Origin of the sequence: Mechercharimyces sp. CAU 1602, from assembly GCF_024753565.1 — a bacterium.
In the GTDB taxonomy this organism is placed as follows: Bacteria; Bacillota; Bacilli; order Thermoactinomycetales; family JANTPT01; genus Mechercharimyces.
This window is the reverse complement of sequence record NZ_JANTPT010000001.1, coordinates 1,844,340-1,868,390: the sequence shown is the minus strand read 5'-3', so window position 1 is coordinate 1,868,390 and position 24,051 is coordinate 1,844,340. Positions and strand designations below refer to the sequence as shown.

General features: G+C 42.0%; 21 protein-coding genes. 16 read left to right on the top strand and 5 right to left on the bottom strand.

Translation table 11 applies throughout. The features are described 5' to 3' along the window. The first annotated feature begins 13 nt into the window (after positions 1-13). The 6 genes from NXZ84_RS09640 (at position 14) to NXZ84_RS09615 (ending at position 7,840) form a co-directional block, all read left to right on the top strand. A complete protein-coding gene (locus NXZ84_RS09640) occupies positions 14-268 on the top strand; it encodes a DUF6154 family protein (RefSeq protein ID WP_258840039.1) in 255 nt (84 codons plus the stop codon). Between the two features lie 84 nt (positions 269-352). Next, a complete protein-coding gene (locus NXZ84_RS09635; RefSeq protein ID WP_258840038.1) occupies positions 353-1,174 on the top strand; it encodes an undecaprenyl-diphosphate phosphatase in 822 nt (273 codons plus the stop codon). 69 nt (positions 1,175-1,243) lie between these two features. After that, on the top strand, positions 1,244-1,549 hold the full coding sequence (locus NXZ84_RS09630) for a YunC family protein (protein ID WP_258840037.1): 306 nt from the start codon (positions 1,244-1,246) through the stop codon (positions 1,547-1,549). 405 nt (positions 1,550-1,954) lie between these two features. Then, the gene (locus NXZ84_RS09625) at positions 1,955-4,516 is read left to right on the top strand and encodes a transglycosylase domain-containing protein (protein WP_258840036.1); all 2,562 of its coding nucleotides are present in this window, start codon (positions 1,955-1,957) and stop codon (positions 4,514-4,516) included. 149 nt (positions 4,517-4,665) lie between these two features. Then, positions 4,666-6,252 carry a cation:proton antiporter gene (locus NXZ84_RS09620; protein ID WP_258840035.1) on the top strand — a complete coding sequence of 529 codons (1,587 nt, stop codon included), beginning with the start codon at positions 4,666-4,668 and terminating at the stop codon, positions 6,250-6,252. A gap of 292 nt (positions 6,253-6,544) precedes the next feature. Next, the gene (locus NXZ84_RS09615; RefSeq protein WP_258840034.1) at positions 6,545-7,840 is read left to right on the top strand and encodes a CDP-glycerol glycerophosphotransferase family protein; all 1,296 of its coding nucleotides are present in this window, start codon (positions 6,545-6,547) and stop codon (positions 7,838-7,840) included. A 47-nt stretch (positions 7,841-7,887) separates the two neighbouring features. Here the strand turns inward: NXZ84_RS09615 and NXZ84_RS09610 are convergent, their stop codons facing one another. The 4 genes from NXZ84_RS09610 to pdaA all read right to left on the bottom strand — a co-directional run bounded on the left by NXZ84_RS09610 (position 7,888) and on the right by pdaA (position 11,163). Beyond that, positions 7,888-8,907, bottom strand: coding sequence for an alcohol dehydrogenase catalytic domain-containing protein (locus NXZ84_RS09610; protein ID WP_258840033.1), 1,020 nt, complete (start codon positions 8,905-8,907; stop codon positions 7,888-7,890). After that, positions 8,904-9,617, bottom strand: a complete 714-nt coding sequence (locus NXZ84_RS09605) for an IspD/TarI family cytidylyltransferase (protein WP_258840032.1) — start codon at positions 9,615-9,617, stop codon at positions 8,904-8,906. The genes NXZ84_RS09610 and NXZ84_RS09605 overlap by 4 nt, the downstream gene beginning before the upstream one ends. A gap of 213 nt (positions 9,618-9,830) precedes the next feature. Beyond that, positions 9,831-10,286, bottom strand: a complete 456-nt coding sequence (locus NXZ84_RS09600) for a DUF2621 domain-containing protein (protein WP_258840031.1) — start codon at positions 10,284-10,286, stop codon at positions 9,831-9,833. 52 nt (positions 10,287-10,338) lie between these two features. Further along, positions 10,339-11,163, bottom strand: a complete 825-nt coding sequence (gene pdaA / locus NXZ84_RS09595; protein ID WP_258840030.1) for a delta-lactam-biosynthetic de-N-acetylase — start codon at positions 11,161-11,163, stop codon at positions 10,339-10,341. Between the two features lie 242 nt (positions 11,164-11,405). Between pdaA and fumC the strand changes: the two genes are divergently transcribed. Then, entirely contained in the window at positions 11,406-12,794 is a 1,389-nt protein-coding gene (fumC, locus tag NXZ84_RS09590; RefSeq protein ID WP_258840029.1) for a class II fumarate hydratase, read from the top strand. 123 nt (positions 12,795-12,917) lie between these two features. Further along, a complete protein-coding gene (yfkAB, locus tag NXZ84_RS09585; RefSeq protein ID WP_258840028.1) occupies positions 12,918-14,042 on the top strand; it encodes a radical SAM/CxCxxxxC motif protein YfkAB in 1,125 nt (374 codons plus the stop codon). A 65-nt stretch (positions 14,043-14,107) separates the two neighbouring features. Here the strand turns inward: yfkAB and NXZ84_RS09580 are convergent, their stop codons facing one another. Next, positions 14,108-15,187: an AI-2E family transporter gene (locus NXZ84_RS09580; RefSeq protein ID WP_258840027.1), complete on the bottom strand. Its 1,080-nt coding sequence runs from the start codon at positions 15,185-15,187 to the stop codon at positions 14,108-14,110. 262 nt (positions 15,188-15,449) lie between these two features. Here NXZ84_RS09580 and NXZ84_RS09575 point away from each other — a divergent pair, with 262 nt between their 5' ends. The 8 genes from NXZ84_RS09575 to NXZ84_RS09540 all read left to right on the top strand — a co-directional run bounded on the left by NXZ84_RS09575 (position 15,450) and on the right by NXZ84_RS09540 (position 23,800). Then, positions 15,450-17,735 (top strand): DUF7408 domain-containing protein, encoded by a 2,286-nt coding sequence (locus NXZ84_RS09575; RefSeq protein WP_258840026.1) that lies wholly within the window; start codon positions 15,450-15,452, stop codon positions 17,733-17,735. Beyond that, positions 17,732-18,667, top strand: coding sequence for an ABC transporter ATP-binding protein (locus NXZ84_RS09570; protein ID WP_258840025.1), 936 nt, complete (start codon positions 17,732-17,734; stop codon positions 18,665-18,667). The genes NXZ84_RS09575 and NXZ84_RS09570 overlap by 4 nt, the downstream gene beginning before the upstream one ends. Beyond that, positions 18,664-19,533: an ABC transporter permease gene (locus tag NXZ84_RS09565; protein WP_258840024.1), complete on the top strand. Its 870-nt coding sequence runs from the start codon at positions 18,664-18,666 to the stop codon at positions 19,531-19,533. The genes NXZ84_RS09570 and NXZ84_RS09565 overlap by 4 nt, the downstream gene beginning before the upstream one ends. 163 nt (positions 19,534-19,696) lie before the next feature. Then, positions 19,697-20,404 (top strand): DUF3891 family protein, encoded by a 708-nt coding sequence (locus NXZ84_RS09560; protein ID WP_258840023.1) that lies wholly within the window; start codon positions 19,697-19,699, stop codon positions 20,402-20,404. Between the two features lie 125 nt (positions 20,405-20,529). Then, a complete protein-coding gene (locus NXZ84_RS09555) occupies positions 20,530-20,916 on the top strand; it encodes a VOC family protein (RefSeq protein WP_258840382.1) in 387 nt (128 codons plus the stop codon). An 80-nt stretch (positions 20,917-20,996) separates the two neighbouring features. Further along, positions 20,997-21,902 carry a TIGR01777 family oxidoreductase gene (locus NXZ84_RS09550; RefSeq protein WP_258840022.1) on the top strand — a complete coding sequence of 302 codons (906 nt, stop codon included), beginning with the start codon at positions 20,997-20,999 and terminating at the stop codon, positions 21,900-21,902. 43 nt (positions 21,903-21,945) lie between these two features. Continuing rightward, entirely contained in the window at positions 21,946-22,926 is a 981-nt protein-coding gene (locus NXZ84_RS09545) for a YbgA family protein (protein WP_258840021.1), read from the top strand. A gap of 58 nt (positions 22,927-22,984) precedes the next feature. Beyond that, positions 22,985-23,800, top strand: a complete 816-nt coding sequence (locus NXZ84_RS09540; protein WP_258840020.1) for an inositol monophosphatase family protein — start codon at positions 22,985-22,987, stop codon at positions 23,798-23,800. Positions 23,801-24,051: the final 251 nt, after the last annotated feature.

Sequence of the window (24,051 nt, the reverse complement as noted above, 5' to 3'; positions counted from 1 at the left end):
AAGGAGGATCTGTATGCGTTTTGTAGATGAGGTGTATTCACTCTATCGTGATGAATTGGAGGGGGATGAAGAAACAGCTGTTAATATTGTGCTCAGTATCTTAGAGGAGCAGTCTCGCGAAGATATCTTGCGTTTGATTGAAGAGATGGGTGATGATGAAGTGATGCAAATGGTGGGTGTGTATTTGGTAGAAATGCTTAAGATGAAAATGGTACAGGATGGGAAAGCTATTTTCAAAAAATCATCTACTCAGACACAAATACATTAAAAATTAAAGACTATGGTATTTTCATATTTTCATATAGAATAGAGAAGTTGCTACCATATAGATACGGATAGAGGAGAGATAGCTTTGGGCAACTTAGAAACATGGATTGAGGCAATTATTCTGGGGTTGGTTCAAGGATTAACTGAATTTTTACCCATCAGCAGTTCTGGACACTTGGTTATTGCGGAAAAGATACTGGGGGTAGATGAACCCGATCTCGCGTTTGAACTACTATTACATTTTGGTTCATTATTGGCTGTATTTATATTTTTCTGGAAGGATATTGTGCAGATTATCATTGGCTTAGTGCGTTATCCCCTTACCCGTAAGCAAGTGGATCGCACTCCATTTATGATGGGTATCTACTTGCTAATAAGTACGGTTGTTACAGGTGTGATGGTTGTTCTTTTTCAAGATATATTGGAACAGCATGCAAAATCGCTTCCTGTGATCGCTTGCTCACTATTTGTAACAGGATTGTTCTTATGGTGGTTGGATGGGAAAAGTGGATTGAAGCGTACAGGTGATTTGAAGATATCAGATGCGCTCTGGATCGGATTGGCACAAGGAGTCGCACTCATCCCCGGTATTTCTCGTTCGGGGGCAACCGTAGTGGCTGGGCTGATGCGCGGGCTAGATAAGAAAACGGCACTTAATTACTCGTTTCTATTAGCGATTCCGGTTATTGGAGGGGGAGCTTTACTTCAGCTATTGGACTACCTGGATGAGGGTGGAAGCTCTTATTTTGCAGCGGGTCCCTATGTAACAGCAGTGCTCGTCTCTTTTTTATCGGCGGTAGTAGGAATCAAATGGTTTATGAACCTGATGGATAATACACGCTTGCGTCCTTTTGCAATCTACTGTTGGTGCGTAAGTGTAGCAATTGTAATTGCACTCATGGTGTAAGATAGACGAACCTCTTCTCGCTCGCTTACATATGGTATATGGAATAGCGGATAGCAAGGGGGATCAGCCATGGTTCGAGTGACACCTTTAGAGGTTGATGGTATTCAAGTGGTAGGAGTTGAAGTGGAGCTCCCGAAGACAACACTACTGGTGATCAGCACGAAGAGAGGTTACATCATGTGTGGAGCATTAGATGTCGGATTATTAAATGAGAAACTAGCTGACCGAAATATTTTGGCGGGACGAGCTGTAGGCGTGCGCTCATTAGATGATTTATTGACAGCACCACTAGAGTCAGTGACGGGCTTTGCAGAATCAATCGGTATTAAAGTGGGTATGAGCGGTCGTGAGGCGTTAAAGCGCATGGCTGGGTGATTATGAGGGGTGGAGAGGCGATTATCCAACGGGAAGATCGTCTTCCATTCGTTAAAGCGAAGTGTGAGCTTGTAAACCTAACATGATCAATAAAAAATCATGAATAATAGAAATAAAACGAATAAATGGGTGAACAATGTCTATATTAGGATAAAATTAGTATATATAGAAAGAGTCAAGTAAAAAGCGCACGGTTATAGCGCTTTTTTTATTTCATTTGTAAAGAGTTTTGTAGAAGATGTTGAATTAGTGTGGATTTGGATATTTAAAAAGGATTTTTCAAATACATAGTAGAAAAGAAAAAGAGAAGAATTAAAGAGAGAAAAAATTAGATCGTATGTATTGCGGGGGACAGATTAGAGAAAACATCTGATGCTCACAGAGAATGAGTGGGATGGGGGTTTCATGAACATAGGGGAGAGATTAAAGACTGTCGCAAAGTGGAGATGGAGTCGCCGGAGGAAGAAAACGGACGATGATATCAGAAAGAGATGGAGCATTAAGGGGATAGCGCGTATTTCTTTAAAGTTGATAAAGGGTATCCTGTTGTTCATGACAGTGGGAGTGTTACTCGTGCTTGCTTCATTTGCATATCTCTATTTTACAACGGATGCGATTCCATTTGATAAGATGAATAATATTCAATTTGGCTCCACCATCTATGACAAAAATGATGAAGCTATCGGTGTATTGGGACCGAAACGAGAATATGTAGATATGGAGAAAGTGCCTTCGAAAGAGATGTTGATGAAAACGTTTGTGGCAGTTGAAGATCGACGCTTTTATCAACATGGTGGTATCGATTACAAAGGGATGGCCCGAGCTTTTAAGGTGAATATTCAAGAGATGAGTAAAGCAGAAGGTGCCAGCACGATAACGATGCAAGTAGCCCGCAATGTAGTGATGGGAACAAGACAGAAAACATATAAGCGTAAAGTGAAAGAATTAATTGTTTCTAAAAAGATAGAGTCACAATATAGTAAGGAAGAGATTTTGACGGCATATTTAAACTATATTCCTTTTGGTAATCAAGTGATGGGAGTTAAATTAGCATCTAAAGTTTATTTTGGTAAGGATATTACGAAAGAGGAATTAGAGCCTCACGAAATTGCATTATTAGCAGGTTTGCCTAAAGCACCTACGGATTATAACCCTTACCATGATCCAGAGCGAGCATTGGAGAGACGTAATGTTGTTCTTTTTATTATGGCAAGGGAGGGACTTATTCCACAAACGGAGTTGAAGAAATATCAAGAGAAGGATCTGGGTGTGGATAAAGCCTTCTTTGAACAGTATTTCGATGTAAACTATCAGAGCTATACGCACTATATTCTGTTAGAAGCGCAGGAGCGGTATGAACTGACAGCTGAAGAAGTAACGACTGGAGGTTACGAAATATACACCAGTCTCGACCCTCGAATTCAAGAATCGCTAGATCATGCGTTAAAAGATGATGATATTTTTGACCACAATAATGAGATTGATGCGGGAGCAACAGTTGTGGATCCAAAGTCAGGGGAGATCTTGGCGATCGGGGGTGGGCGGTACTATATGCGGCCACAACCAGAAACGAAAAATAAGAAAGAAACTGTGAAGAAGAAGGAGTCTGTTCAGCTTCCTAAAGGAACAAGTTATATGCCAAGTTTTCCATTACGCACAGTGGAAACCTACATTCAACCAGGTACGGCAATTCGACCCATTTCGGTTTATGCGCCATTGATTGAAGAGGAAAATTATGATGAATATAGCGTTGTTCGTGATCCAGCTGCGTATCAAGTGGAAGGTTGGCAACCTCACAATACGGATGGTCGAATTTATGGTGATCTCCCTTTAAAAGAGGCAGCGGCCAAATCCCTCAATATCAATTCTGCATGGACAATCGAAGATCAGCTGGGGGCAGAAACTTCTTCCACCTATGCTAAAAATTTCGGATTTGAGCTAGAGGCAGTAGAAAAATCATCAGTAGAAGCCCTAGCAATGGGACATACAAAAAAAGGGGTAAATGCGCTGGATATGGCAGAAGCGTATATTCCTTTTGCAAATCAGGGGGTAGCAGTAGAGGCAGGTGGGATTCGTAAGATTTTATATAACGGAGACGAACAACACTTGCCTAAAACAAAACCACGGCAACAGTTAGATGAGCAGACTGCATATTATATGACTCGTATTTTGCAGTATCACGTGTCCGTTGGTAAAGGTAAAGAAGCAAGGATTAAAGGACATGAAGTAGCAGGATTTACCGGTGACAACGGTGATCGCTCTGTGGGGTGGTTTATCGGCTACACCAATCAATATTTAATGTCAGTTAATGTATTTAACATGTTGAGTGGGACGAAGATTACTGGTGACAATTATCCAGCCAAACTCTTTCATACCGTGATGTCGGATATTCTAAAGGATAAACAAGGTTCAGTGTTTGTTAACCCAGGTGTTCCAGAGCCTACCTTAGTTCGTGCTCCCCAGTGGCTAACATTGAAATACGTTGCCAGCAGTCGAAGTGTAAAGTTGAATTGGGAAGATTATAGCCCAGATATAATGTATCGAGTAGAGCGGTCTACAGATGGACGCACATGGAAAAGTATTGGTGTGACAAGTGCGGGTCAGTTGACAGATACTCAAGTGGGGGCAAGACAGATTGCTTATTTCTACCGTGTCGTTGCGACTGGTCCAGAGAGCTCAACGGGATACTATTCGATGATAAAGGCAGTATCTATCCCCTCTATTATGGTGTATTTAGATGATGGTGAGTCTGAGCAATCTTCTCTAGAAGAGGAAGTAAATGCTGAGGAAAGAGCGGAAGAAGACTCTCCTGGAGAAGAAGAGATCGATCCTTCTGGAGAAGGAGAGTCTGATGGAGAAGAAGAGGAGCCAGAGGAGTCAGAGCCACCACCGACAGAAGGAGATCCGGAGCCACCACCAGATGAGGACACCATGGATGCAAGTGATGATCAACCTCTACGCGAGTAAGTAAAAGTGTGTGTGTCAGGGCAATGTATATAGAACATCTATTGCGTAAACCACGTCTTGTTCATATCAGACGTGGTTTTTAGCAAGATTTTTACCATACGTTCAGTTAAAATAATAAAGAATAAACATTGGTATGGTAGGAGGATCCTATGGAAAATCAATTTGAACTTATCTTATTGTTACTGGCGATTGCGGCAGCTGTTACTGCGATTGCGAAAAAACTAAATGTGGTTTATCCGATTGCGTTGGTTATCGTAGGTACAGTGATTGGGATACTTCCAATTCCAGCATTAGAAGAATTAAAGGATTTTGTGGCTGAGGATGAGGTTTTTCGTTTTGCAGTTATCTCTATTTTCTTACCTGCGTTGTTGGGCGAGGCGACGTTAAAACTCCCGTTTTCTCACTTATTGGAGAATAAACTTCCGATCTTATTACTTGCTGTTGGAGGTACATTAATTTCTTACATTTTGATCGGAATGCTGTCGATGGAATGGATTGGTTTATCTGTATCAGTGGCGTTTACATTTGCTGCTTTAATGGCAGCGACAGACCCGGTAAGCGTGCTATCTATTTTTAAAGGGTTGGGTGTCGATCATCGTTTATCGACAATTATGGAAGGAGAAAGTTTAGTTAATGATGGTCTTGCCGTTGTATTGTTTGCTATTTCCTCTACGAGTCTTATGCTTTATTTAGATGCAGGAGTGATGGGACTGGGAATGGGATTGTGGAAATTTATCGTGATGGCAGTGGGAGGAATGGCGGTGGGTGCTATTTTCGCATTCCTTTTCTCCCAATTGATACGCATCTATGATGATTATCCATTAGAAATTATTTTCTCTATGATTTTGTTTTATGGTGTTTTTTTCGTGGCAGAGCATTTTCATCTCTCCGGAGTGATCGCCGTTGTGACTGCAGGGCTGATCTTCGGTAATTATGGGGCTAAAAGAGGAATGACACCAACGACAAAACTAAACATCCGCATTTTTTGGGATGTATTGGCATTGCTCGCCAATTCACTCGTCTTTTTGATGGTTGGATTAGAAATTAATCGTATTGATGTAAGTGCTAAGTGGGGCATGGCTTTATTAGGGATTGTGATTGTGTTATTGGCGCGGAGCGTAGCTGTGTATACCACTATAGGCGGACTCAAAAATATGTCTTGGAAGTGGAAGCATATCGTGAATTGGGGTGGATTGAGAGGCTCTTTGTCAATTGCATTAGCTTTAAGCTTGCCGACTGATTTCGCAGGTCGTGAAGATTTGTTGGTTCTCAGTTTCAGTGTGGTCCTTTTCTCGCTAATTATTCAAGGAATGACAGTGGGTCCGCTAGCACGCTTGCTACAGTTGAAGAACACGAAAGAGCAGGAAACCAAGTATGAAGAACAAATTGCTCGAATCCAACGTTATTTAGCAGGGAAGAAGGAGTTGGCACTACTACGTCAACAAGCATTGATTTCACCACTTACTTATCAAGAGTTACTCACTCAATACGATGAGCGTTTGGAAGAAGTGCAGGAGTCGATCCGTCGTTTGTATGAAAGTAACCCTGATTTGCATGAGGAACAGAGTAAGCGAGCAATTCGTCAGGCATTATATGCTGAACATGAAGCAATTCAAGAATTAGAACAGCATCATACGATTTCTGTCGATGTGGCAGAAAAACAGCGTAAGGAGGTCATCAATTTATTGGAAGGGAGAGAGGAAGGAGACACACTTCCTGTAAGTGAAAAGAAATGAGGAATAATAAGTCAAAAACGAAGAACCTAAATGATAGGAAAGAGTTCTTCGTTTTTTCTTTGCTAGTAGAGAAATGATCGTGTAATATATTACAAAGAGATTACAAAAATGTTTCATGCAGAAATGAAAGTGAACGCATAGTTAAATAGCAGGAGAGAGCGCAAATTAAATAATTTACATTAAATGTAATACCTTAAATGGTTTATCTGTATTGACATCAACGTCGATCAGGCAATATAATGTACTATTGTGAGCCTCTGCTTTATTATTAATGATACTGAGGTGTTCCCGTATGAAAAGAATAATGAAGAAGGTTTTAAACAAAATTGTGAGAACGAAACTGGCGCAAATATTTTTACGACCCTCTTTTATGAAACAGAACACAAGATTAGGGAGATTTTGTCAGAGAGAAGTAACACCTTATCTTGCACGGCTTTTGCAAAAAGTAGTGCGTGTCAAGCAAGGAAGGATACTCTCATTAGGTTCTGGTGGGGTTAGTCCCGTTCAATATAGATTGTTGAAAAGAGAACTGAAGCAATATGATGGTCTGAAGATGTATAGATATAATAACTACTTTGGACAAAGCATAGTTACCAGACTGATCCGAATGCCATATTTGATGGCGACGAGCGAAGTGATTCTTGTGGAGGACGTTTGTCGCTTAATTAAGTACCTTGATCGAAATGATGATCAAATTATTATTCAAACATGGCATGCTCTCGGTGCGTTTAAAAAGTTTGGTCTTGCCAATGTCGATAATTTGGTACGTCTCGACAATGAGGAAAAGGATGAATTGCAGATCATTCATGTATATGATTATGTATTAGATCCTGGATATCGCTTCCGTGAAAAGTATAAAGAGTCATTTGCACAAGGGGAAATTCTTGAGGGTATATTTAATCCACGTGTGGATCTTCTTTTTGATGAAGATTATATGATGAAGAAAAAAGCAAGATTATATGAAAACTACCCTCAGTTGGAGAACAAAAAAGTTTTACTGTATACACCTACCTATAGAGGATTTTCAAGTCGGGTGGATGCAGATCATTTTATGGATTTTGATCAAGTGCTCGATCACTTTGATGATAACTATGTACTTGTTTTAAAGAAACATCCTTCTATGAAGAAATCGTCTTATCAACCTCCGAGTGAGCGAAACGCGCATAAGTTTTTAGATATTAGTAATGTGCACGTAAATAACTTAATGCTGATTGCTGATATGCTGATAAACGATTACTCTTCTACTTTTTTTGAGTTTGCTCTTCTCGGTAAGCCGGTGGTTTTCTTTGCAAAGGACTTAGATGATTATTTAGATAGTCGTGGATTTTACTTTGATTACAAGGAGTTTGTCCCAGGTTCTATTTGTAGGACGGAATTGGAGTTGCAAAGAGAGATCAGCAAACGTTTAGGTGACAACAGTCAAGTTAAGCGGTTTGTTACTGAATACTTCGGTGATGTGCCAAGTAACAATTCAGAGCGCTTGGCCAACTTTATTGTTGATTTTGTAAACCGAAGTGGTTCAGAGATTGTTCAACGGAAAGAAGAAGAAGTTATCGAATATAAATATAAAGAAGAACAAGCTGTATAAAAAGATAGAGAGCCAGAGCCGCTTATGTGCGGTTCTGGCTCTTTTTTCTAGCATAGGTCCCACTTCATTACTGTTTTAAACTGGTGTTTTCCAGCTTGATTAAACGCTTCATGGATATCTTCCACTTGTTGTACATGTTGAATGTAGGAAACACTTTTGTGTAGATTTTCCTTGACGAGTGAAGAACTTTCAATCATGTCTACTACGTCTTTGAAGTCGTCGTAGGTGGAGCGATGACTGGTAAGAATAATGATTCCTTTTTCCATCCACCCTCGCGTATTTACATTTATTTCTTGTTCGCTTACCCCTAACATTAAGATACAGCCAACGGGCTTAACAAGATCTATCGCATTGGTCATAACGGTTTGTGTGCCATACCCGCCAACAGCTTCCACGACCAAATCAAATTCATTTTTATAATCCATATCTTGATGAAGAATGGTTTCATCAACGAAAGAAAAGGCTTCTAATTTATTAGGCGAGCGTCCAATCACAGTAATATGGGCTGTTGGCATCGCTTCTCGGAGGAGAAGGGCTGTCCAAAATGCAACCGAACCAGTTCCCCAGACTGCAATCTTTTGTGGTTGGCGATTGTAGAAGCGCTTTAATCTCTTCACTGCTTGCATAGCGATCGTCGCTACCTCAATGACAGTGCCATGTTGGGGTTCGATATCATTAAATTTCACTAGATTTTCACCGGTAAGTGGAAGCAAGGTTTGCATACAACCGTCAACAGAACTGGACATAAAGGTGCTCCCGGGATAATCGTAGTTGTATTCTTCTGCTAGTGGTGAAACATGACGGGAGATGGGGACGATGGCTACATTGTCACCTTCAACGAAAGCAGGATCATCACTGTAGACAACATTGCCGACTGCTTCATGAATAAGTACGAGCGGCAATTTCTTTTTTAGGACTTCACTGGGACGGTCACCATAGTAATAGCGAAGATCCGCATTGCAGACAGATAAGTAGCTCGGTTTAACGATGATCCCTTTTTTTTTGATCTCTACCTCTTCGACACGTAATTTTTCGGGCAGATAAAGCATGACCTTTTTGCTTTTCAAAGCGCCCACTCCTTTAAATGTTGTTTTATGATAGTAGCATCTTCTGGCACGGTTACTTTATGAATGGGATGATTCGTTATATATAGGAGAATCTCATACCCAGCCGCAGCCATGAGCGAACAAGCGCATGTATAGGTGCTGTGAGTATCACCTAACTGTTCGTACGCGTTTAGATAATCGTGGGCATAAAAGGATTGTGGGGTTAGTCCTGAAAAGAGTCGATCACGATCAATAAAATCTATTTTCCCACTCTCGTCTTTGTATAACATCGTATCGTAGACACGTCTGACCGTATCTACACTTTTCCCAGGTTGGATGAGCGCAATGTTCTCATCAATTACCTCTTCAGGCAATAAAGGTCGAGCAGCATCATGGCTTACAATTTTTAATTGAGGAGCGTCAAATGTCTGCTGTGCATACAGCACCCCATTATATAGAGACTCTTGTCTTGTCTCCCCACCTGCACACACATGGATGCGCGTTTGCTCTTGGAGGGAAAAGGTTTCTTTAATCATATTATCTCCGTATTCCAGATATGGTTTAGAAAATACGATGATAATACGATCAAGGATGGAGGCTTTTAGCATGGATTGAATTGTGTAAAATAAAATTGGCTTATCATCAATAGTGAAATATTGTTTGGGTTTGTCGGATTGAAAACGATTGCCGACACCTGCAGCAAGTATTATTCCAGCGTGGATTGGAATCATCCCCTTTAAAAATGTATGAACATCACAAATATAAGCGATTATATCAAAAGCAGTGGCGTATTCTTCACCCTTTATGATTTTCTAAAATTAAGGTCTATCTTTACACACAGATAATATTAGCATGAACATAAAGTACTGACAATCAATTGTTATTTTATGGGAATATAAGAAGAAGCCCTCTTTATATCCGATGTAGAGGGCTTCTTCTATTTCTTATTGTAGTAACTGCTGATATGGTGTTAAGTCGATCTGCTTTTTTTCTAACGTTTCGATGAGCCATTTATGATCCCGTTTTGGCGTCGCCATAATATATCCACGTACGATTAAGTCTTCTCGCATTGTATTTGCATTCTCTTTATATGCTAACTCACCAATTTTGCCTGCGATGGTCTGCTTAGCGGTATCACGGAAGAGTTCAGGAACAGGCTGTACCAACTCGTTAAGCAGTGTTTTTTGCTCATCACTCCACAAGTCTTTTGTTTTATCAATATAGAAGTCTTGCCAGTCCAAATCAGATATGCCGTCTTGTCTGGGCATGGACTTGAGAAACTTTCGGAACATAAAATAGCCACCCGTTGCAAAGAACCAGAGCATAAACAGAATCCAAGGAATATAAATCCATTTTGTCCATTCAGGAAGGATAGAAGGCATCTTCGTCACCTCAATCATTTAAAACAAGTGATGCGTTCCTCTTTATATTATAGAAGGAGGAGGGACGAATTCAAGTGTTTGGCGACATGAAGAGCGGATCGAGCCTTTTTTCGAGCTCAAATTGGTCTAAACTGTGAAATTCGTACCCTTCTTTTTTTAATTCGTCAATTATGCGGGGGAGTGCCTTGGCATTATCTCTGCTTACAGAATGTAAGAGTAGAATAGCACCAGGGTGAACCTGGTTCATGATTTTATCATAAGCGTATGAGGATCCTTTCTGCTTATCCGTTTCCCAGTCGCGATAAGCAAGTGACCAAAACACATTGGTATAGCCTAGTTCATTGCTATGCGCGAGTGTGCGTTCACTAAAAACTCCACGTGGTGGTCGCAAATACTTCATTTCCTTTATACCAGTGATAGCAGTAAACTTGTCCTTTACCCGTTTCAATTCTTCCGTAATTTGTTTATTGCTAACATCCGTGAAATCGGGATGGCTCCACGAGTGATTGCCAACGATATGGCCATCACTTACCATGCGTTTCACAAGCTCTGGTTGATCCTGTAAATAATGTCCAGTGACAAAAAAAGCAGCGGGTACATGTTTGTCCTGAAGGGTATCCAATACCTCATGTGTATATCCGTTTTCATAGCCATTATCAAAAGTGAGGTAAAGCACTTTTTTTTCTGTATTGCCGATATAGATTCCATCGTACTTTTGAAGCAGTTCTTTAAATTCAGGTTCTGTTTCAGCAGGTTGGTGGTTGATGCTCTTTTTAAAGTACCAGTCATGTTGTACATTGCTGATGTCCCTATATGAAGTAGCTTCAGTTTGAGTAGGGAAGAGTAATAATAAAGAGAACAAAAGCAGTCCAAGGGATGTACAGGTCGATCTCATATTTTCACCTTATTTCTTTCGTTATAGTGGAATGTATTTGTGTTTATAGTCTCAGTCGAATTGCAGAAGTCATGCGAGGGATCACTTCCCATTAGTGGATCATTTCGGAGATTAAGGATGCGAAGAAGTATGTAAATTAGAACATCAACAACTTTGGACAAGAAAATGTCGATTGATGGTTTCTTGCGGTGCTACAAATGATAAAATACGGATGGATACATAAACATGAAGGAGGAGAAGCAATGGAATATCGCATTGAGAAAGATACCTTAGGTGAAATGAAAGTGCCTGTCGATAAATTGTGGGCCGCTCAAACGCAACGCAGCTTAGAAAACTTTAAAATTGGTGAGGAGACGATGCCGCTGGAAGTGATTCGCGCTTTTGCAGTGCTGAAGCGCAGTGCGGCGATCAGTAACCAAAAGCTAGGGAAGTTACCGCAAGAGAAGTCAGACGCCATTGTACAAGCGGCGGATGAAGTTATTGCCGGTAAATTAAATGATCATTTTCCCCTGGTGGTGTGGCAAACGGGAAGCGGAACGCAGTCCAACATGAATACAAATGAAGTGATCGCTCATCGTGGCAATCAGATTTTAGCGGAACAGGGGAGTAACTTACGCCTTCATCCTAATGATGATGTGAATATGTCGCAAAGCTCGAATGATACATTTCCGACTGCGCTCCATGTAGCAGCTTTAATTGTGATTGAAGACAACGTACTGCCCGCACTGGTCTTGCTGAAAGATACCTTGGCAGAAAAGATGGAAGAATTTAGGGATATTATAAAGATCGGACGTACCCATCTACAGGATGCAACCCCACTTACTTTAGGACAAGAAATCAGCGGGTGGCATCGCATGCTGGAAAAAAGTGAACAGATGATTATGGAAAGTAGTCGCTATCTAAAAGAGCTTGCAATAGGTGGTACCGCTGTTGGTACAGGTATTAATGCTCATCCTCGATTTGGTGAGTTGGTGGCAAGTGAAATTAGTCAACTGACCGGCAAAGAGTTTGTTTCTGCACCTAATAAATTTCATGCACTAACGAGTCATGATGAAGTGGTGTATACACACGGTGCTCTTAAGGCATTGGCGGCGGACTTGATGAAAATTGCTAACGATGTGCGATGGTTGGCAAGTGGCCCGCGTTGTGGTTTGGGTGAAATTACTATTCCTGCAAATGAACCGGGCAGCTCCATTATGCCAGGAAAAGTTAACCCGACTCAGAGTGAAGCGCTCACCATGGTTGTAGCGCAGGTAATGGGGAACGATACGGCGATCAGTTTTGCTGCGAGTCAAGGCAATTTTGAACTAAATGTCTTCAAGCCGGTCATCATATATAATTTCTTGCAATCAGCTACCCTCTTAGCAGACGGCATGCGTTCTTTCCATGATAAGTGTGCAGTTGGGATTGAACCTAACCATGAGAAGATTGCAGAGTACCTTAATAACTCTCTTATGTTGGTCACAGCACTTAACCCTCATATCGGATATGAGAATGCGGCGATGATAGCAAAGAATGCGCATCAAAAAGGGTTAACGCTGAAAGAAGCAGCATTGGCGAGTGGGCTTCTCACTGAGGAGAAATTTGATGAAGTGGTTCGTCCGGAAAACATGATCGCTCCTAAAGCTTAACGGTATAGGGATAAAGAATACGAACAGAGCGAGAGGGTGTTTTCACTGCTCATCGTTACATTCGGGAGCAGGGAAAATGACAGCCTCTCCTCTGTTTGATATGGACATTTGGGGAGGGATTCCATGACAATAACAGCGAAGAGAGAGATTTCACCTCTATGGGACCCGTGGGATCCGTGGTATAACCGTTTAGAGAGAGGGTCCTATGCGTTGACGAGTGTTGAGTTCACAGTTACTCATTTGTGTAACTTACGGTGTGAGCATTGTGCGGTAGGGGAGAGCTTAGTGGAGCGTGAAGGGATACCGATTCCGGTGGATAAGCTGATTCGTCGTTTAGACGAGATTGATACTTTGGAAACGTTAAGTTTAACCGGGGGAGAGCCGATCATCAATCCACGTGTGGTTAAAGAGACGATTCAACCGCTCTTAACATATGCGAAGGAACGTGGCATTTATACACAATTAAATTCTAATTTGACTTTACCACTATCTCGGTATGAGGATTGGATAGAAGATCTAGATGTGTTACATATCTCTTACAACTATCGGGATGTTAACGATTTTCACCGTATCGTCTTTGCTCATGCCTCACGAGAAGCGAGTCTGAGTCAAGCTGAGAAATTATATAATCGAATGATTGAAAACGCGCAGATATTGACCAAGAACGGTGTCTTCGTATCGGCCGAATCGTTGTTAAGCCCATACACGGCCTCGTATATGGAACAGATGCATCGCACTGTGGTAGAGATGGGTTGTCAGCGACATGAAGTTCACCCTCTATATCCTAGTGATTTCGCTAGTGGGATGGAAACATTAACACTAGATCAATTTAGAGAGACGATTGAAACATTGTTGGAAATTCGCAACCCTGATACATGGGTGTTGCTAGGCACATTGCCTTTTTATCCCTGCAGCGAAAAAGAAGCGGATCGAGTGTTGTGGCAGAAGTTGCACCATACCTCTAACGTGACTGTACGCCACGATCCTGATGGTCGCAATCGCTTGAATGCGAATATTTTTAGTGGGGATATTTACGTTACAGATTTCGCTGATGTCTCAGCACTGGGGAACATTCATACAGATACGCTTACATCGGTTTTTGAGCAGTGGTTACAGCATCCACTCGCCCAAAAACACCATTGTTTTTGTCCAAAGGCGCGTTGTAGTGGCCCAAACATTTTGGTAGCGGATACTTATTATGATGACTGGGATTTCATGGAGCGAGCAGCGAAGGTAACGGTATTTTAGAAAGATGAAAAAGCGCCTCTGATGTTCAGGGGCGCTTTTAGTATGGTTTGGTGGTTTTAGGTGATTTAGTCGCTGTGTAGGCGGAGGCGCCATAATTGATACACATGGCTGACGACTACTTTGGAAACAGCATAGGTAGGAACGGCTAATAATAATCCGAGGAAACCAGCTAAACTACCTGAGACCAATAAAACAACAATGATGGTAAGAGGGTGAACGTTAAGCGTTTTTCCCATCACTAATGGTGAAATTAAATTCCCTTCTAGCTGTTGGGCAATGACGGCCACGATGAGAACATAGAGTGCCATGATGGGTCGATCGATAAAGCCGACAATGAGAGCGGGAACGGTACCGATGAAGGGACCGATATAGGGAATGACGTTGGTAAACATCATTACTAAGGCGAGCAAGAGTGCGTAGTCCAAACCAATGATCCAATAACCGATCAAGGCAAGTGTACCGACAAAGAAGCTAACGGTGACCTGTCCTTGAATAAATGAACTAATCGCACGATCCATATCACTAAGGATAGAACGCCCTGCTTGTCTACGATTTGTAGGTAGAAGTTTGAGTACTTGTTCAGGCGCTTTTTCCCCTTCTTTTAACATATAAAAGAGGATAAAGGGTACTGTGACAAAGGCTAGTACAATATTGGTGATCACTCCGATAAGTGAAGCGACATTGGTGCCAATGGTAGAGAGTCCATCACTAATATATTGTGAAGCTTGTTGTGTATACTCTTCTAAATTGATTTGTTTCATTATGTCGATCACCCAAGGGTTTTTTTGTAGGTGATTTATCTGTTTTTCAATATCAAAAATAAGCTCAGGAGTGCGCTCAATCAGGCTGGTAAACTGCGCTTGTAACACGGGTCCAATTAAGAGTACAGCTAGAGTTACTACTCCTATGAAGGCCAGGTAGATCAGGAGGATAGATAATGCTTTGGGAATGCGATATTGATGTAGAAGAACAACGATGGGACGAAAGAGATAAAAGAGTAATCCCGCAATTAAAAAGGGGAAGAAAAGTGTTTGGAATGTAACAACTATCGGTAAAAAGATAAAATCGATCTTTGTACCGAGATAGATAAGTAAGGCAAGGAGAATGAGCGCATATAAAGTGTGGAAAAATTTTGTTTGTGGCATGTTTTCACCCTGTTCATTTATTGATACTCCTATTATATTCGTTAGTGTTTCCGGAGGCTAGTAGCAATAAACGTGTGAAAAGTTTCTCTACACTGAAATACTACATCCCAGTTCTTAAGAATTTCTTCAGATTTTTTCTCCTTTATTCCATAGAATTACTATGTAAGATGGAGAAGAGTGTAAGATGGTATCCACTCAACTTTTTAATGCGATAGGTGCTAGCTTAAAAGCATACATAAAAATAAAAAAAGGAGAGTGTAGGGTGAAAACATGGATTCGTAAAATGTCGGTTATCATGGTGATGGTCGCTTTACTCTTCACCCCCCTTGCTAATAGTGAGGCAAGTGGGGACGAACAGCTTGAACTAAAAGTGGAAGAAGGGTTTGATGGTAAGTACAAGGAAGGTTGGGTTCCAGTAAAGGTCTCAATCACAAACAATAGTAAAAAAGATTTAGCTGGTCTCCTGCGATTGACCAGTAAGTCGCAAGAGACCTCACTTAAGTATGTTCCTGAAATCAGCCACTCGGTTGAATTGGCCGCAGATAGGACAAAAGCAGTTTCGTTTGTGATACCTTCTAGACTTTTTAATGAAGAAGAACCTAGCGTTCAGTTTATAGTGGGAAAAGAGGTGATAAAAGAAGTAGACCTTATTGCTTCTTCATTAGGTAGTGAAGATCGACTTGTAGGGATAATTAGCGATCAACCAGAGACAAAAAGGATGATCAAGCAGATAGAAAGTGATCAGTCACCAGCTGTCATAGTAGAATTAACACCATCGCAGATACCTGACAAATCACGGGCCCTTGCCAGTTTGGATGTGATTATGATTAATCGCAGTCCTGAGATGATGGAAAAGAAGAAACGGAAAGCGATCGAGGGCTGGGTGCGTAATGGTGGAACACTTGTAGTGGCAGGTGGTCAGGGTAAGGCGGCTTATAAAGATTGGGAAGACGTATTGCCAGTTACGGTAGCCGGAGTGAGTGAAGCTGAGGGAATGAGTGAGGGCTTGGAGAAATGGGGAGAAGCTCCCGCATTAGATCAATGGAAAATTACAAAAGCAACTGTAAAAGAGGAAGGAGAAATAGTAGCAAAAACAAAAACACTGCCGCTCGTGGCGGTACGATCTTTAGGTGAAGGCAAAGTATTTTTTGCTGCATATGATCTCTCTCTTGAGCCACTCGTCGACTGGCGAGGCAATGCAGAGTTATGGGCAACTCTGCTTCAGGACAGTAAGATATATACAGTTGAGGATGATACCCTTTTGTTTGAGGGTAACTCTTGGCTTTTAAATGAGGCTCTGTATAAAATGCCACATTTAAAACTACCGAGTCTTAAAGTGATGGCGCTTATTTTTCTGCTTTATGTGGCGACCGTAGGGCCTCTAATTTATTGGGTATTATCACGCTTTAAAAAACAAGTGTGGATGTGGGGCATGATTCCTCTCATCGGACTAGTAGTTACGTGTGGCATTTACGGATATGTGGAGAAAATTCGCGGGAGTGATGCGTTGGTGCATCAGTTGGGCTATGCCGAGATCGATGAAGACGGAGTAGCTAGCGTAAATGGTGTTGCGGGAGTAGTAGTGCCCAAGAGTGGTGATTATACCATGTCAGGAAAAGAGCACGCATTTTTATGGCCCTTTGAGTTGGAGCATGAGGTGTTACGTGCAGGAATGGTACGCCCCTCAACTGATCGAGGAGATAGCGTAACCTATTCTGACGTTGGTCATTGGGCGGTTGTTCGTTCTTATATTCATACGGAAGTGGATGTTAGAGGGCCGATTCAAGTTGAATTGCGGATGAAAGGTAGCGATCTAGTAGGGAAGGTACGGAATAACTCGAAGATTGCATTAGAAGATGCTGTACTACGGATTGGGAAACTGGAGAAACAGGTGGGTGGTTTGGAGGCGGGTGAGGAAAAGGATGTGAAGATCGAGCTGGATCAGCTGAAGCCGAATCCATTCTTCCTCTCTTCTCCTTCATCTCCATCGCCCAATATGACGAGAAAAGAGATATTGCTTCAAGCATATATGATCCACATAGCGCAGTCGGATATGAAACTGTATGGGTGGACGAAAGATTCTCTTTATGAGCTGGAGGTAGAGGAAGGAAATGAATCTGTGAATCAGAAAGTGGAGTATCTAACTCTGATATCAGCACCCATTACCATTTCACCTGAGGAGAACGGGGAGATTTTTTGGCCTTTGGGCTCAATTCAACCAAAAGTGATCCAAGGGAAGCTCATGTTAGAGCATGATGGAATCTTTTGGGGAAGAAGTGATGTTGCGGTGCTCGCTTATGATCTCCCTGTGCAAGAACAGCTTTCAGTGAAAGAATTGCAGGTGAAGACGGACATGTTAGGGCTGGATATTGAGATTTTCAATGTGAAAGAGAAGAAATGGGTGAAGGTAGAATCAGGGACAAGCGAGATTAAAAAGCCTGCAAACTATGTTTCCCCACTGCGACGCATCCAGATTAGGATCAGTGGTTTCCGAGATAACGGTGGCCAATTACCGTCGATTCAAGTGAAAGGAGAAGTGAGCCGATGATTCGAACAGAAAACTTGAGTAAAGCTTATGGTAAAACGAATGCATTGATAGATCTAAATCTAGATGTAGAAAAGGGTAGTGTGTTTGGCTTTATCGGTCCTAATGGAGCGGGAAAATCAACAACGATGCAAATATTAGCTACATTACTCGCCCCAACAGGCGGAAGAGCTTGGATCGACGGATTGGATGTTGTGAAACAAGCGCAGGAAGTCCGGCATATTATCGGCTATATGCCTGATTTTTTTGGAGTTTACGACCGCTTGACAGCATTAGAATATATTTGTTTTTATGCTGCTGCTTATGGAATAGAGCTGGAACAGAGACGGAAAATGGCGAATGAACTGCTAGAACTAGTCAATTTGAGTGATAAGCGTGATGCATACGTAGATAATCTTTCGCGCGGAATGAAACAGCGATTAGGGTTAGCGCGTGCATTGGTTCATGATCCTGAACTTCTCATTTTAGATGAACCGGCATCAGGGTTAGATCCACGTGCACGCATTGAGTTTAGAAATGTATTACACGAGTTGAGAAACATGGGTAAGACAATTATGATTAGTTCGCATATCTTACCCGAGTTAGTACATTTGTGTGATCAGATTGGTGTGATGGAAGAGGGCAAGTTGAAAGCCAGTGATCGTGTTGATAATATAGGTGCGCAACTGAACGGGGGACATGGAGTGGAGATTAGCGTGCTGTCTAACGGAGAGAAAGCACGCCAGTTGTTACAAAATTATCCCCAAGTAGTCTCTGTTTATCATGTAGGTGAGACATTGAAGGTGCACCTTCACGGTGGTGAACAAGAACAAGTAGAAGTATTACAAGCATTAATAAGAGATGAAATTCCGGTTCTGGACTTTAAAAAGGTTACGACTGATTTGGAAGATTTGTTTTTGCAAATTACAGCTAAGGAAGAGGAGGAGCAAGCATGAAGTGGTGGAATCGATTTCTCCGTAACCCCGTCATCGAAAAAGAGTTTCGCCAACGGATGCGGCGTAGGAGAACGCCTTGGCTGGTGGCGCTCTATTTACTCATTACTGGTGTCATTTCATTCGCATTCGCCTATTTGTCTACACCGGATGGACAATTTTTGCGTCCTGACGAAAGTCAGATGCTCTTTTTGGTACTAGCTGTGGTTCAGTTGGTCATGATGGCTTTTGTCATACCGGGACTTACAGCTGGTTTGATTAGCGGAGAAAGAGAAAGGCAGACGCTTCCAGTGTTGCTTACTACTCCACTTAGTTCAACCAGTATTGTAATGAGTAAATTAATATCGTCCCTCAGTTTTATGGTGATTTTGCTCATCGCTACAGTTCCGCTTTATGCGATCATGTTCCTTTTCGGAGGTACATCTGTTTTTCAGTTAATTCGCGTCATCGCTCATCTGATCGTTTCAATTTTTTTCATGGGCTGTTTAGGTATTTTTTTCTCTAGCTTGATTAAACGGTCTGCCATAGCTACCGTTGTTACTTATATATCAGTAGCGGTTATTGGGGTAGGAGGATTTATCGCTCATCGCTTCGTTACGATGTGGATGGATCGGAGTCGGATGAATGAGGGGAAGATACAAGAGCATTCACTAATTTTAGAATGGTTGGAAGGGTTAAACCCGATAATGTCCCTCATTGAAACATATTTTAATACCTCTATGTTCTATGTATTTCAAGGGGAAGATCAGTTGAGTGGATTTTTTATTTTTACCAGTACCTACTCGTTACTGGGTGTGGTGCTCTTACTATTTAGCATCTATTTCCTTTCTCCATTGCGTTGGCAAAGGTGGGGCAATAGCGGGGGATAACCCCGCTTCTTTGATTTAACTAAGCTTATATAAGAACCATCGACTCGCGCTGATTATAGTTCCTTAACAGTGTAGGAAGGTGGACAGAGGTTTAAGCAACTGAATAGGAGTGGAATATATATACTAACAATAAGATCCGAAGCAGGGTTGGGAGGCAGTGTGATTGATTGTAAGAGAACAGGGAGATGAATATCTGCTGATTACTCAGCATGATCACGGATTGCTGGCAGGTGAATTCGCAGTTAATTGGAGATTCCAACTGGATCAAATGACATCCACCTTGTTTGCTATTGCTTATCACGATGTGGCATGGAGGGAGCTGGATAAGGAGATTTGTTGGAATGAGGATTCAGGGGCGCCTTATTCATTTATTGATTTCCCATTGGTACCTAAACTACCGGCATATAAGCGAGGGATTGACCGTATACAAGCGGAAGATGCATATGCAGGTGCCTTATGTAGTCTTCACTTCGCTTCTTTTTTTTCTACAGCCGTTGAAGAGGAAGCGATCCGCTTTTATCGAAGTGAACAAGAGCGTCAACAACAACTTCGTACTTGTTTAGGTGAGTGCGTGTGGCAGACAGTGGCTGCTAATTATAAACTACTTCAGTTTTGTGACGATCTCTCCCTGTTCATCTGCTTAAATGAACCAGGGGTTAATCACTTCCCCTGGTATAAGGAAGGCATATTATATCAGGGAGAGACATGGTTACCGCAGTGGGAGGGGAAATATTCTATTCGACTCCAGCCTAACCCATTTCGTCAAAGCTTTACCCTTACTATTCCATATCAGCGTGTTAACAAGAAGAGAGAGTGGTTGAACAGGGGAAGTTACCAGGTTGTGATACTGGGGAATGATACGGAATCATGAGTGAAAAGCAGCTTATTGTGGGGAGATTCTCATATAAAAAAGGGGAGAGCGAAAGAGCTGCGCCTCCTTTTTTATTGTTAACGGACGAGCGGGAACCGAGGATGTTTAAGAAAGGGTGAAAAAATATAGAGATAACAGGAGTGAACCATATTACAATCCGTGTTTCCTGCTTAGAGCGGGCTCTTGTTTTTTATGAGGGAGTGCTGGGTATGAAACGAATTCATCTAGGAAATAGTGATGCCTACCTGGAGTGGGGCGGAGTGTGGATTTGCTTGTTAGAACGTGTATTTTCTCAACCAACAGAGGGTTATGGTGTTGATCATATTGCTTTTTCGATGAGAGAGGATCATTTTTCAGGAGCAGTACACACCTTGCAAGAAAATAAAGTAAGAATTATTCGGGGTCCAACAGAAAGAGGAGGAGGGCAGGTGGTCAATTTTCTCGATCCCGACGGGACGGAATTAGAACTATACACAGGAAATTTAAATCAACGGATGCAGTTATGGAGATAAAATCCAACGGTTTGACCATCGGAACTCCATTAAAACATAGAAGAAGATAAGCGGTTACATAACGAAGGGAGTTATAAAAGATGAGAATCGCCATTACCGGTTCGACAGGGATGGTTGGGAATCGATTGGTAAATCATTTTCGGCAGGAGGGACATCATGTTACACGTCTTGTGCGCGGTGAAAGCGGAAGCGAGTATGATGAACCTGCTATTTATTGGAATCCGACTAAGGGAGAAATCAGCAAGGAAGGGTTGGAGGGACAAGATGTAGTGATTCATCTGGCGGGAGCTAACATTGCTGCAAGAAAATGGACGAGAGAGCGTAAATATGAGATTTTAAAGAGTCGGCAACTGGGAACTTCTCTGCTGGCACAAGCCCTAACTGAGTTATCGCGACCACCAGCACTTCTCTTATCTGCTTCAGGTGGAGAATATGCGGATACGTCAGGAAGGACACCAGTAGATGAATCGTGCCCACTGGGGAAAGGTTTTCTCGCATCGGTAGAAAAAGAGTGGGAGAAGGAGACAGAAGTTGCGGCGCAAGCTGGAATTCGGGTTGTTAATATGCGTTTAGGGGTGGTAATGAGCAGAAAAGGTGGTGCGCTTGCTAAGATGTTGCCGCTCTTCCGTGTGGGACTGGGAGGAAGAATGGGAAGTGGGAAGCAGATTACGAGTTGGATTTTACTTGATGAAATTCCTTACATCATCCATCACTTGATTCAGCATGAGGAAGTGATTGGCCCGGTTAATATGGTTAGTCCTAACCCCGTTACTAATGCGGAGTTCTCACGTATATTAGCAAAAGTATTAGGACGTCCAGCGTTATTTCCCAAACCTGCAGGATTAATTAAGCTATTACTGGGGGAAATGGGGGAAGAAGTGCTCTTAACAGGTAGTCGTATTGAACCTGGAAAGTTGAAATCATCCGGGTATCAATTCCGTTATCCAGAGCTAGAGTCTGCGTTAAAACATGAACTGCAAGGCTAATTAAGTAAAGCAAGGCTAATAAGTAAAAAGAGGAGATACAGCAATGATTCCACGTCCCCCGATGGTAAAGATAGCTATCAGTAGCTGTTTACTGGGAGAGAAAGTTCGTTATGATGGACGGGACAAATATAATCCCAGGATTGTGGAGAATTTAGCCCCCCTTTTTTCCTTTATACCTGTCTGTCCTGAAATGAAGATGGGTTTAGGAGCGCCGCGTGAACCGATGAATCTGGTTCGACCGCGGGATGGCAGAGTGGAGCTGGTTACTGTTAAGAGTAAGCGGAACCTCACTACACTTATGCAAGCAGTATGTGAACAGACGATGCCCGAGCTGGCACGAGCGTGTGTAAGTGGTTATATATTTAAAAAAGGATCTCCTTCCTGTGGGATTGAAGGGGTTCCGTTATATAATGAGGAAGGGGAGAAAGTAGATGAAGGAAGTGGATTGTTTGTTCATGCGCTACGGTCTTTTTTTCCTAATATGCCCATAGTTGAGGAAAGCGATCTTGGCTCTATAGAGGTATTAATTTCGTTTGCTGAACAGGTGGTCGCTTATGAAGAGTGGGCGGCAATTTATGCCGACGGGTTCACCCCCACCCGTTGGGGTTCTTTTCACAGTCGTTATAAAATGAAACTGCTTGCACACAGTCGTCCCCACCTAACAAAGATGGGTAAGTTAGTCGCTCAAGGTGGTGGAGTCGGATTTGAAGATCGATTACAGGAGTACGGACAAGTGCTATTTGCTGGACTACAAGTTCCAGCGACGCGAAAAAAGCATACGGATGTTCTTTATCACTTTTACGGGCATATCAAAAGTATAGCCTCAACAGAAGAAAGGACAGCAATCTTGTCATCGATTGAAGCATATCGACAGGAACAAGAATCGCTACGATCACCCTGGTTAGCGTTAAAGGAAGTGCTACAAAAATATCAGGTTTCGTGGGCATTAAAGCAAAGCTACCTTTCTCCTGGACCTGCTGCCTTATGGTTTTCAAAGGAGGGAAGGGGGATCGTGGATAGATAGTTTCAGGGGTATATAATCTTATTAGTTATTTTTTATTAAGGAAGGGGCCATATTGTAAGTGGAAGCGATATTGGAGAAAGCACGAAAAGTAGCCATGGTGGCTGCTACTGAGGCAGGAAAGATCGCAAAGGAGAGGTTTGTAGGTTCATTCTCTATAGTGGAAAAGGGTGAGGACGGCGATGTAGTAACTGAGGTAGATCTTTTAGCTGAAGAAGTGATTCTTCACTATCTTCGCCAATATTTCCCGACTCATCAAATCGAAAGTGAAGAAGCTGGCATGATCGGAGAGGAAGGGGAATGGCTATGGCAGGTGGATCCATTGGATGGGACGAATAACTTTGCGATCGGCTTGCCCCTGTATGGAGTTTGTATCGCCCTGTTGCATCATGATGAGCCTGTTATGAGCGTAATTTATGATTCTCATCGTGCACAGCTATACTGGGCTGTACGGAATCAGGGGGCATTTTGTGATGGAGTGCAACTGCGAATTCCTACACATCCACCTGTTCCGTTTCATCGGCAAACAATAAGTTGGATTCAAGGTCATATGGTGCAAAACGATCCAGAAGCAGCTCAGTTGAGGCGTCACTTGGAGAATGATTTTAAACGCGTATTGCGTCTGTGGGCACCTGCAATTGCATGGAGCATGTTAGCCCGAGGAGATTTAGGTGGGGTTATTTTGTATAATTCAGAAGGAACCGATTTGTATGCGGGTTTGTTATTAGCAAAAGAAGCAGGAATTGTGATTACGGATTATGATGGACAGCCTTTGTCGACTTTACATAAGGTGTCCGAACCATATCTGACCGCTTGCCATCCGATGCATCTAGACAAATGGGTAGATTGGTTGGATCAAGTGAGAGGTAGAGAGTAGAGAACAGGGAATTTTTCTCTGTTCTTTAATATTGTAATCCCCTTTTTTAGCTGGAGCCAGGAGGTTTATAAAACGAAAATATCGAATAATTCCAACTACAAGATGTATTCTTCTCTGCTATAGATAACGGTCGACTTATAACTTCTTGATCATATTTTACAATAATATACCAATATATGCATATGTTTTGGATGTACCGTCATAATCATGTAACACACAAAATTGAATCACAACGAAGTACCTTGATTAAA